14 protein-coding genes are annotated in these 9982 nt (G+C 64.1%); 11 read left to right on the top strand and 3 right to left on the bottom strand.

Annotated features, from left to right (window positions below):
• Window positions 1-287: 287 nt before the first annotated feature.
• From VN706_03445 to VN706_03435, 3 genes are read right to left on the bottom strand one after another with little or no spacing between them, the layout of a single operon-like run.
• A complete protein-coding gene (locus VN706_03445; GenBank protein HXT14654.1) occupies window positions 288-944 on the bottom strand; it encodes a glutathione S-transferase family protein in 657 nt (218 codons plus the stop codon).
• A 10-nt stretch (window positions 945-954) separates the two neighbouring features.
• The gene (locus VN706_03440; GenBank protein ID HXT14653.1) at window positions 955-1386 is read right to left on the bottom strand and encodes an SRPBCC domain-containing protein; all 432 of its coding nucleotides are present in this window, start codon (window positions 1384-1386) and stop codon (window positions 955-957) included.
• On the bottom strand, window positions 1383-1724 hold the full coding sequence (locus tag VN706_03435; protein ID HXT14652.1) for a metalloregulator ArsR/SmtB family transcription factor: 342 nt from the start codon (window positions 1722-1724) through the stop codon (window positions 1383-1385). Before VN706_03435 ends, VN706_03440 begins: the two co-directional genes overlap by 4 nt.
• Window positions 1725-1849: 125 nt before the next feature.
• On the opposite strand from VN706_03435, the gene VN706_03430 reads away from it, so the two are divergent.
• From VN706_03430 to VN706_03380, 11 genes are all read left to right on the top strand, one after another.
• Window positions 1850-2764: an MBL fold metallo-hydrolase gene (locus VN706_03430; GenBank protein ID HXT14651.1), complete on the top strand. Its 915-nt coding sequence runs from the start codon at window positions 1850-1852 to the stop codon at window positions 2762-2764.
• Window positions 2765-2829: 65 nt separating this feature from the next.
• Window positions 2830-3399: a hypothetical protein gene (locus VN706_03425; GenBank protein HXT14650.1), complete on the top strand. Its 570-nt coding sequence runs from the start codon at window positions 2830-2832 to the stop codon at window positions 3397-3399.
• A 2-nt stretch (window positions 3400-3401) separates the two neighbouring features.
• Window positions 3402-4241, top strand: a complete 840-nt coding sequence (locus VN706_03420) for a hypothetical protein (protein ID HXT14649.1) — start codon at window positions 3402-3404, stop codon at window positions 4239-4241.
• Between the two features lie 77 nt (window positions 4242-4318).
• Window positions 4319-4759 carry a cupin domain-containing protein gene (locus VN706_03415; protein ID HXT14648.1) on the top strand — a complete coding sequence of 147 codons (441 nt, stop codon included), beginning with the start codon at window positions 4319-4321 and terminating at the stop codon, window positions 4757-4759.
• 22 nt (window positions 4760-4781) lie between these two features.
• Window positions 4782-6050 carry a sulfite dehydrogenase gene (gene soxC, locus VN706_03410; protein HXT14647.1) on the top strand — a complete coding sequence of 423 codons (1269 nt, stop codon included), beginning with the start codon at window positions 4782-4784 and terminating at the stop codon, window positions 6048-6050.
• A complete protein-coding gene (locus tag VN706_03405) occupies window positions 6043-6576 on the top strand; it encodes a cytochrome c (GenBank protein HXT14646.1) in 534 nt (177 codons plus the stop codon). The genes soxC and VN706_03405 overlap by 8 nt, the downstream gene beginning before the upstream one ends.
• Window positions 6577-6845: 269 nt before the next feature.
• The gene (locus VN706_03400) at window positions 6846-7043 is read left to right on the top strand and encodes a hypothetical protein (protein ID HXT14645.1); all 198 of its coding nucleotides are present in this window, start codon (window positions 6846-6848) and stop codon (window positions 7041-7043) included.
• 798 nt (window positions 7044-7841) lie between these two features.
• Entirely contained in the window at window positions 7842-8264 is a 423-nt protein-coding gene (locus VN706_03395; GenBank protein HXT14644.1) for a hypothetical protein, read from the top strand.
• An 11-nt stretch (window positions 8265-8275) separates the two neighbouring features.
• On the top strand, window positions 8276-8407 hold the full coding sequence (locus VN706_03390; GenBank protein ID HXT14643.1) for a hypothetical protein: 132 nt from the start codon (window positions 8276-8278) through the stop codon (window positions 8405-8407).
• 8 nt (window positions 8408-8415) lie between these two features.
• Window positions 8416-8673: a hypothetical protein gene (locus VN706_03385; GenBank protein ID HXT14642.1), complete on the top strand. Its 258-nt coding sequence runs from the start codon at window positions 8416-8418 to the stop codon at window positions 8671-8673.
• A 30-nt stretch (window positions 8674-8703) separates the two neighbouring features.
• A protein-coding gene (locus tag VN706_03380; GenBank protein ID HXT14641.1) for an IS3 family transposase occupies window positions 8704-9812 on the top strand; the annotation gives its coding sequence in 2 pieces (ribosomal slippage) (window positions 8704-8962 and window positions 8962-9812; 1110 coding nt in all).
• The last annotated feature ends 170 nt before the right edge of the window (window positions 9813-9982 follow it).

Genomic DNA, 9982 nt, shown 5'->3' with positions numbered 1-9982 from the left:
AAGCCTTCGCAATAGCGGCTCAGGGCGGAGAGCCTTACCCCATTCCGACAGACCAAATGATCCACGGCGCCGCGGTCACCGAAGCCATCGTGAGATCGGCCGAAAAAGGCGGCAGCGTCGAAAAGGTCGTATAGCAACCTTGGGAAATGGACGGAGGCGATCATCCGCTCCGCCGAGACGCACGTCCCGGAAAAAGTGCGCAAGGCCTAAGAAAGAGGTGCCGGTGTTACGGTTCGGTTGAACCGAAACCGTAACACCGGCACCTTCGCCCGGCACCTTCGCCCCGGTCAGGCGGCGGGCGCGTACTTCGAGAAGGGCGCGAGCTGCGCGGCCAATGCGCGCTGGAACGCGGGCCGCGCCTCGCAGCGCGCCTGGTATGCGGCGAGCACCGGCATCTTCCTGACGAGATCGGTGTGGCGCAGGAAGCGCAGCACCGTGGTCATCAGCAGGTCGGCGCCCGTGAACTCGTGCTCGAGGTACTCCCGGCCTTCGAGCGCCGAGGCGAGACCATCGAGGCGCGACTGAGCCATCTTCTCGACGTCGGGCCGCCGCACCTTGGCCCAGTCCTCGTTGGCGAAAAACAGATCGATGGTGGTTAAGTTCTGCAGGTGCGGCTCTACCGAGCTCATGGCCGCGAAAATCCAGGTGATGGTGCGCGCGCGCCGTGCCGGATCGGTGGGAAGCAGAACGGGACACCGCTGACCTAGGTGCAGGACTATCGCGCCGCTCTCGAATAGCGTGAGCCCGTCCTCTTCGTACACGGGTACCTGCCCGAACGGCTGTACGGCGCGATGGGCCGCGGACTTATGTTCGCCGACGGCGAGCAGGTTCTCTTCGTAATCGAGCCCGGTTTCCTCGAGCGCCCAGCGCACGGGCAGATCGCGTACCAGACCCTGGACGACGGACGGGACCCATTTGAATGCCGTGAGTCGGATGTTCGTCATGGCGGCTCCCTCAACCGGCGTACTGTTCGTCGAGATGCTCGAGCGCGCTGGTCCAGCCATTGGTGTGCGAAGTCCGCTGGCTTTGCGGCAGCTGCTCATGCGTTACGACGACTTCGGTCTGCCGGCCGGTGCGCAGAAAATCCACCGTGACCAGCGATTCGCGTTGCTCGGTGCCGTTCGAGATCCAGGTGAACACCAGGCGCTTCGGGCGATCGATGACGCGGTACTCGCCGGTGTGCGGAAAAGTCGAGTCGCCCTGCATGACGATCTCGTAGCGGCCTCCGACGCGCGGATCCACTTTCGCCGTGGTCTTCTTGATGCCGCCGGGCCGCATCCAGATGGCGAGTGCCTCGGGATCGAGCCAGGCGTCGAACAGGTCTTCGGCGGAGGCAGCAATCGTGCGCCGTACGACGACGGTCGCGGGAGCAATGGCGGCGTTCATTTGCGTTTCCTTTTCTTTGAGGTCACGTAGGTGTCGAGGGCGGCGAGGCGTCCTTCCCAGAAGCGCCGGTAGCGCTCAATCCAGGCGGAGGCTTCGGCCAGGGGCTCCGCGTCGAGCGAGAGCACATGGTCTCGGCCGTTGACGGAGCGGCGCAGCAGCCCGGCGCGTTCCAGCATCCGGATGTGCTTGGAAATCGAGTTCAGCGAGATGGGGAAGTCGGCCGCGATATCCGTGACTCGCGCGCTCGCGTCGGTGAGCCGTGCGAGAATGGCGCGGCGCGTCGGATCGCATAGCGCATTGAAAACCTCGTCCAGTCGTGCCGATTGATATTCACCCATAAGGGTTAATATACGAGGCGGCGGCCGTCCGGTCAAGCGCACCTAGGAGGCCGACCGCGATCCAAGTAGACTGCCGGCCGGCCGGCGAAGTGCGCACGGCGTAACCGATGGAAGGAAATCTTTCGATGCAGCTTGCACGTCACCTGTCGCTGAGTGTCGCCGTGCTAGCGGCGGCGCCCGCCTTAGCCCAGCTCGACAATCTCGACGAGCAACTCCGAACGACACCGATCACGACACAGAGGCTCGCCGACGACTTCCACGTGCTGTTCGGCGTCGGCGGCAACATCCTCGTGTCGATCGGCGCGAACGGCGTTCTGATCGTCGATGATCAATTCGCGCCGATGGTCCCGAAATACAAGGCGACGATCGGCGAGCTCGGCGGCGGCGCGATCGCGTTCGCGATCAACACGCATTGGCACTTCGATCACTCCGACTCTAACCAGGTGCTCGGCCCCGAGGGCACGTGGCTAATCGCACACGAAAACTCCCGGCAGATGATGACGAGGAACAACGTCATCAATCTCGTGAGCGCGAAGCGCGATCAGCCGGCGTACGCAGAGACCGCCTTGCCCGTGCTGACCTACGACGACACGATGCGCTTCTACTTCAACGGCGAGCGCATCGATCTGCTGCACTTCGGACCGGCGCATACGACGGGCGACACGGCCGTCGTCTTTCGCGGGCACCGTGTCGTGCACATGGGCGACGTGTACAACAACGCGGGATATCCGTTCATCGACGCCGACAACGGCGGCAGTTTGAGCGGCGTCATCGAGTTCTCTTCGCGCGTTCTCGCCGAGATCGATTCGACGTACACGGTCGTGCCGGGTCACGGTCCGGTCGCCGACGCGCAGGCTCTGAGGGACTACGTCGACATGTTGACGACGATCAGGGACCGCATGAGTGCACTGATCGCGAGCGGCGCGACGCTCGAGCAAGTCGTCGCGTCGCGTCCGACGTCGGAGTGGGACGCGCGCAAAGGCGACCCCGCGAACTTCCTGAACCGCGCCTATCTCAGCCTCTCGCGCGAGCGCCGCTGACGCAGCGAGGGCTCCGCGGCTGCGGCCGCTTCGAGCGGCGGCCGGCGCTGGGCTATGCTTGGCGTATGACGGTCGTATCAGAAGCCGCGATCGGGGATCACCTCGACTTCCTGGTCATGCAGCCCGACCAGGAGCGCGCGATCGTGCGCGATCTCGTCTCGGCCGTGTTCGCGTTCAATGCGTACAGCCAAGGCGAGCCGCTGCAGATCAGCTTTCCGCTCTTCACGGACCCGAAGGTCAGCGACCGCGGCGTTCTCGGCCCGTGCGTGCGTGTCACCGGGCCGGCCGAAAAGCTCTACGTGCTCACGCTGCGCTACGAGGTCTCGGCGCACTTGCGCGCCGGTCGCGCGATGACGCTCGTGCGCGATCGGCCTGTCGTCGAGGCCGGCCGCAACGAGCGATTCGCGCTGCTCGAGTCCGCGGCGAAGACCGACACACCGAAGGTCGTCGTCGCCGAGGCCCGGCCGCTCGTGCTGTCGGGACATTCGCGCTTGATCGAGACCGCGGGCAATCTCGGCATCGCCGTGCGCGACGAGACCGCGTTCGTCACGCGAGGCGAGAGCGCCGTCGCGAGCGACGGCGCGGTCGATCTGCTTGGTTTCTCCGAGAAGAAAACCGTACCCGTGATGAAGTAGTGGTGACTAGGGGCGCCGTCTTACTGTTGATCGCCGCCCTCGGCTTCGCTCCGGGCTCCAAGGCAGCGGTCGCGTTCGAGCAGGTCGCCGAGCTCATGGTGCCGGAGGCGAATCAGGGCGTGGGCGTCGACGAGCGGTTCTTCTACGCCGTCGACAACCAGGCGATCGCGAAGTACGACAAAGCGACGGCCAAGCTCGTCGAGAAGTGGCAGGCACCGAGCGACGGTCCGATCGTGCACCTCGACGGCGCGATGGTCATGGACGGCAAGCTCTACGCCGCGCACTCGAACTACCCCCACTGGCCGATGACGAGCTCCGTCGAGATCGTCGACGCGGACACGTTGGAGCACGTCGGCACTCACAGCTTCGGCGTTCGCTGGGGGTCGCTCACGTGGGTGGATTGGCACGGCGATCACTGGTGGATGACGTTCGCCAATTACGACCAGAAGATCGGCCCGGGGCGGACGCCGTACGGCGGCAAGGCGAACACCGTCGTGATCGAGATGACCGAAGGCTTCGAGCCCGTGCGGTCGTGGACGCTGCCGAAAGAAGTCCTCGACCGCTTCGAGGACATGAGCAACTCCGGCGGCTCGTGGGGTCCCGATGGATTCCTCTATCTCTCGGGCCACGATCCGGCCGAGGTCTACAAGATGGCGGTGCCAGAGTCGGGCTCGGTGCTGAAGCTCGTCGAGATCGTCCCGCTCCATATTCGCGGGCAGGGCATCGCCTGGGACCACGCGCAGCCGGGCGTGATCTATGGAATCATCCGGGCAACCGTGCTGGAGCGTGCCGCGGGCATCGGCAACAGGGTCACCGTGTCCCGAATGATCGAGAAGCGCTAGCCGTTCCGGTCTTTCTCGTAGTAGCGTTGCCTGAAACAACGCGCGCGATGCGTCGTGCGCGACGACGGGGGAAGCAAATGCACCAGTATCGTTGGACGTCGCTGCTCGGCGCGCTCGCCGTTTGCAGCATCGCGTTCGCCGCCGAGGACGAGAGAGGTTTCATCTGGCTGAAACCGAGCGAGATCGTCTGGCAGGACAACGCGGAAGGCCCCGACTTCGCGTTCATCGTCGGCGATCCTACGAAGGAAGGTTTCTATATCGTCCGCGCGCGGTTCGCGCCGGGCGTGATGTCGCGGCCGCACTATCACCCGACGGATCGCCACGTCACGGTGATCTCGGGCACGTGGTGGGCCGGCAAAGGGCCGAAGTTCGATCCCGACAGCACGACGCCGCTCGGCCCCGGCAGCTACATGCTGCATCCCGCCGGCGAGATTCACTACGACGGCGCCAAAGACGTTGAGGCGATCGTCGAGATCAAGGGCATCGGTCCGGCGCCGACGATTCCCGCGGGACAGTGAGCCAAACGTAAGGATTCATCTCATGACGAAGCGACCAACGCTCGATTCACTCGAGACGGTAGCCGGCAACGGCTTGCTGCATCGACGCCTGTTCCTGCAAGGCGGCGCCGCGGCGCTCGCGGGCGCCACTCTGTTGACTGCGCGCGCTGCGCCTCCCGAGGTGCCGGCATGGATGAAGACGCCCGGCATGCCGATGCGCGCGTACGGCGAACGCTCGCCGCACGAGGCGCGGGTGCTCCGTACCGTCAATGCGACGCCGAGCACGACGGGCACCGGCGGCTCGCGCACGCCGCTCGAAGCGCTCGAAGGCATCATTACGCCGAGCTCGCTGCACTTCGAACGGCACCACAGCGGCGTGCCCGACATCGACCCCGATCAACATCAGGTGCTGATCCACGGCCTCGTCGAGCGGCCGCTGATCTTCAGCATGGAGGCGCTCGCGCGTTATCCGCTGGTGTCGCGCATCCAGTTCCTCGAGTGCTCGGGCAACAGCGCTGCCCAAAACAACGCGGAGCCGCCGCAGCAAACGGCCGGCGGCGTTCATGGCTTGGTTTCGTGCAGCGACTGGGCCGGCGTGCCGCTCGCGGTGCTGCTCGACGAAGCCGGCGTGAAACCCGAAGGCAAGTGGCTGCTCGCGGAAGGCGGCGACGCCGCGTCGATGAGCCGCAGCGTGCCGATGGCGAAGGCGATGGATGACGCGATCCTCGCGCTGTATCAGAACGGCGAGCGCTTGCGCCCCGAGCAGGGGTATCCCGTGCGCCTGTTCCTGCCGGGCTACGAAGGCAACATGAACGTGAAGTGGCTGCGCCGCATCAAGGTGACGGCCGAGCCGACAATGACGAAGGACGAGACGTCGAAGTACTCCGATCTCCTGCCCAACGGGCGCGCGAAGCTGTTCACGTTCCCCATGGAAGTGAAGTCCGTCATCACGTCGCCGTCCGGCATGCAGACGATGCAAGGGGCGGGGCTCTATCAGATCTCGGGAGTGGCGTGGTCCGGCTTCGGCCGCATCCGCCGCGTCGAGATCTCGGCCGACGGCGGCAAGAGCTTCGCGCAAGCAGCGCTCGACGGGCCTGCGTTACCGAAAGCGTTCACGCGTTTCCGCATGCCGTGGCGCTGGGACGGCAGCCCGAGCGTGCTGATGAGCCGCGCCGTCGACGAGACGGGCGCCGTGCAACCGACGCGTGCGGCGCTGATGGCCGCGCGCGGCGCGCAGTTCCGCTATCACTACAACGCGATCCAGAGCTGGAGCGTCGCGGCGGGCGGCGCAGTGAGCAACGTCTATGTTTGAGCGCCGACTCGCCGCCGCTGCCGCATCGTTCGCGTGGCTCGCGTGCGCGGCCGCGCAAGAAGGCCCGGGGCTCGGGGTGCCCGCGACGCCGGAGCAGGTCGCCGGTTGGGACGTGAGCATCGGCCCCGACGGCGCCGGCTTGCCGCCGGGCTCGGGCACCGCGGCCGCGGGCAAAACCGTCTACGAGGCGAAGTGCGCCGCGTGCCACGGCGTCGATGGCGCGGGACAGCCGAACGATCGGCTCGTCGGCGGGCAGGGCACGCTGAAAGAAGCGGCGCCGATCCGCACGATCGGCAGCTACTGGCCCTATGCGACGACGGTCTTCGACTACGTTCGCCGCGCGATGCCGTATGTGACCCCGCACTCGCTGACGCCCGACGAGACCTACGCGCTGACGGCGTATCTCTTGGCGTTGAACGGCGTCATCGAGCAGAACGCCGTCATGGACGCGACGACGCTGCCGAAGGTCGTGATGCCGAATCGCGCGAATTTCGACTCGGCCTACCGCGAGCCCCGCCGGCGCTGACGATGGAACCAGCCACCGGCCGGAGTTCGACGCGTGCCTGTAGCCATCTGGTACTGGATCGCGAGCGTCGCAGCGTCAGGCACCGTGGCCGGCCTTGCGCACTTTTCGACACCTAACTCGTCGCCGGGCGGGTTCTGGGACGCGTTTCTTTTCTAAACGTTCCCCGTCCCGATGGCCATCGGCTTCGTCCACATCCCGTCGTTGATCGTGGGAACCTCGTCTGCGCTTCGTTCTACCGGCCAAGAGTAGGCCGGGTAGTCACGCGGGTCTTGGGTGTCGCGCTCGTGGGCGCGTTGGTCTATCACGTCGTGGCCCAGATGACCGGTCACGTGGAAAACTGGTTTCACCTCGCGATGGTGACCGTAGATATCGCGATTCTGTTCACCATCGGACTGTTCACGGCCGGCGCTCCCCGCGCCGCACGACAGCGCAGCCCCGATGGTCGCGGCGCGCAAAGACACTGGTAAGTGAACGCGAGCTCGCAGTCCGCGGTCGCGGGCCGTGTCGCCTACTCCGTCGCGCCGATTGACGCATAGCGACGGTCGTGCTCTATTTTAGACAATCACTTATGCGCGACAAATTCACGCTATACGAGTGTCTGTCGCATTTGTTTCGCGACAGCTTGTCGCCTATTTATTGTTAGGCGGCAAGGGAATCCCAGTCGGTGCGTTCAAGATGAGAGCGGAGCGTTTCGGTCTGTTGGTTATCGCGGCCGCGGTCACGCTCTCTTGTGCATCTTCTGGTCACGCTCAAGACGGGTCATATCGCGAGTTCGCTGAGGGCAGGTACGCCGCAACGCCCGTTCGGTATCCAGCCGATGTTCCCTTGGACACGGTCAGGGAACTGGTTGCGATCGTCGCTAAGCAGACGAACGCAAGGATTCTGTTTATCCAGTCCGACCCTGAGATCGATGGAGAGGCCAAACGCGATCGCCTCGAGGTATTCACTTGTTCGGAAGATGAGTCGTGCAACGGTGGCCGATTCTTCCGGTTTGACTGGCGCGACGGGCGGTGGATCTCTCCGGACCCGCGTCCAGGATTCTGGGTGGAGTGAGCTCATGCGTTCCAGCGCGTTGCCGCCTAACAAGCAGTTGCAGCGGACGGTGATACCGCGTCACATGCGCGCCGCAAGCGCGTCATTTCATTATGCGCTCGCGGCGCGCAGCATAGGGCAGCGCGCCGCCGCTGAACTGCGGCGTTAGGCGTCGGAGTCACCCGCTCGCGCCCTTAGACCGGACCGTCGCGCTTTGAAACGGAAGCATCAGCATGACTAGCATCTTCCGGACGCTGATCATCGTATACGCCCTACTAATACTGGTTTCCGGTTTGATGCCATTCGCTTACATGAACACCGAGGATCCCGCCCTCTCGCAATTGCTCCAGTGGAATGGATACTCCGCGACGCTTACGCTAAGTCCCGCGATTTTGTGGGTATGGGCAGGTGTCGAGTTCGGCGTGCTTGCCGGACTGTACCTCTACTGGCGTCCCGCACGAATCGCGTTCGTTGTGCTGCTGGTGCTTTCCACCGCAATGTCCGCCTTCGAGGGTGTGAGTGTTGCGCACCCGTTGGACATCATCGTCTCGAGCCTCATGTATCCGCTCCAAGGTGCTCTGATCGCGATCGCCTACTTAACGTCAGTCGCGAACAAATTCCTTAGCGCACGAATCGCGGTCGCAGACAACGGCTGAGTGACTGGCACATGCCGACGCATAACAAGCAGTTGCAGCGGACCGTGACACGGCGTCGCGGCGACGGCGCGAGCGCGCCATTTCATTATGCGCTCGCGCCGCGCTTCACACGGCATCGCGCGGCCGCTGAACTGCGGCGTTAGGCGGCAACTTGAGCAAGCGCGATCACTTCCTTGATCATGTCGCCGACTTCAAGCGGCGATTCAACGGCACTCCCACTGGCAAGTTGTTGGAACGCATGAGTACCGGCGTGCTGCAAAAGGAAGCCGCGATCGCGATTCGCCAACTGCTGGAGGAGCGGCGTGATCGAGCGGAGACCGCAACGATCTACGTTTCCCTACACGACGAGGCCGTTGATGTGTGGAGGCCAGTGACCTGCCCGGCGATTTTCGGACCAGCTGATTCTTGAGAGGATGGCTTCCAGGGTAACGAGGAAGCCATGAAGAAGACCCGATTTACCGAAGAACAGATGGTGAAGATCCTGCGCGAAGCGGACGCCGCGCCGGTGACGGAAGTCGCCAAGAAGCACGGGATCAGCGAGCAGACGATCTATCAGTGGCGCAAGCGCTTCGGCAAGCTCGAGCCGGCGGATGTGAAGCGGCTGCGTCATCTTGAGCAAGAGAACGCGAAGCTGAAGAAGCTGGTGGCGGAGCGGGATCTTGAGATCGACGTGATGAAGGAGATCGCCGCAAAAAAATGGTGAGCGCGCAGGCTCGACGCAGCCAGGTCGTCTACGCGCAGAGGCGTGGCGTATCGGTGCGCAAGGCGTGTGCGCTGTTGTCGGTCGCACGATCGACGCTCGGGTACGAGTCGCGGCTGGCGAAGCGGGATGAGCCCGTGGTCGCGGTGATGCGCGAGCTCGCCGCGCAGTATCCGCGCTACGGCTATCGGCGCATTCAGGTGTTCCTGGCCCGTCGTGGCCATGTTATGAGCGCCGATCGGACTCATCGACTCTGGCGGCTTCACGGCCTGCAGGTGCCGAGGAAACGGCCGCGCCGGCGCGTTGCGAGCACTCGGCCGCGGCCGTTGCAACCGACGGATGCGGGTCAGGTGTGGGCGTACGATTTTGTGTTCGACGCCTGCGCGAACGGCCAGCAGCTGAAGTGCCTCACGGTGATCGACGAGTACACGCGCGAGTGCTTGGCCATCGATGTTGCGGGCAGCATCCGCTCCCCGCGCGTGATCGAGGTGCTCGCAAAGCTCGTCAGCGTTCACGGCGCACCGACGTATCTACGTTCGGACAACGGCCCTGAGTTCGTGTCACGAGCGATCCTGAAGTGGCTCAGCACCGCAAACATCGATACTGCTCATATCGATCCGGGCAAGCCCTGGCAGAACGGCTCCAACGAATCGTTCAACGGCAAGTTCCGCGACGAGTGCCTGAGCATGCAGTGGTTCACAAATCGGATCGATGCGAAGATCTTGATCGAAGACTTCCGACGTGGGTACAACGAAGTTCGACCTCATTCGAGCCTCGGGCAGCTCACGCCGGTGGAGTTCAAACAGAAGTTGTCACAACAGCGCCCGACGATGGCCATCCCCAAGTAACTGATGGTCCGAAGAAAGCCGGCAGGTCAATCGTCCCACCTGTACCAAGCGCAATAGTCCCACGTGTATCCATCCCATATGTCTTTCCGCGTACTTGAGTATCCGCTAAGCGTGTTCGAGGGCAGCTCGTACGTGATGTTGGTGGCGATCTGGTACCCGAAGGCGTTCGG

Source organism: Gemmatimonadaceae bacterium, assembly GCA_035606695.1.
In the GTDB taxonomy this organism is placed as follows: domain Bacteria; phylum Gemmatimonadota; class Gemmatimonadetes; order Gemmatimonadales; family Gemmatimonadaceae; genus JAQBQB01.
This window is presented reverse-complemented; position numbering and strand designations above follow the sequence as displayed.

Bases quoted from the DNA above. Each gene is read 5' to 3' on its own strand.
- VN706_03445 (HXT14654.1), bottom strand. From the start codon at position 944: ATGACGAACATCCGACTCACGGCATTCAAATGGGTCCCGTCCGTCGTC.
- VN706_03440 (HXT14653.1), bottom strand. From the start codon at position 1,386: ATGAACGCCGCCATTGCTCCCGCGACCGTCGTCGTACGGCGCACGATT.
- VN706_03435 (HXT14652.1), bottom strand. From the start codon at position 1,724: ATGGGTGAATATCAATCGGCACGACTGGACGAGGTTTTCAATGCGCTA.
- VN706_03430 (HXT14651.1), top strand. From the start codon at position 1,850: ATGCAGCTTGCACGTCACCTGTCGCTGAGTGTCGCCGTGCTAGCGGCG.
- VN706_03425 (HXT14650.1), top strand. From the start codon at position 2,830: ATGACGGTCGTATCAGAAGCCGCGATCGGGGATCACCTCGACTTCCTG.
- VN706_03415 (HXT14648.1), top strand. From the start codon at position 4,319: ATGCACCAGTATCGTTGGACGTCGCTGCTCGGCGCGCTCGCCGTTTGC.
- soxC (HXT14647.1), top strand. From the start codon at position 4,782: ATGACGAAGCGACCAACGCTCGATTCACTCGAGACGGTAGCCGGCAAC.
- VN706_03405 (HXT14646.1), top strand. From the start codon at position 6,043: ATGTTTGAGCGCCGACTCGCCGCCGCTGCCGCATCGTTCGCGTGGCTC.
- VN706_03395 (HXT14644.1), top strand. From the start codon at position 7,842: ATGACTAGCATCTTCCGGACGCTGATCATCGTATACGCCCTACTAATA.
- VN706_03390 (HXT14643.1), top strand. From the start codon at position 8,276: ATGCCGACGCATAACAAGCAGTTGCAGCGGACCGTGACACGGCGTCGC.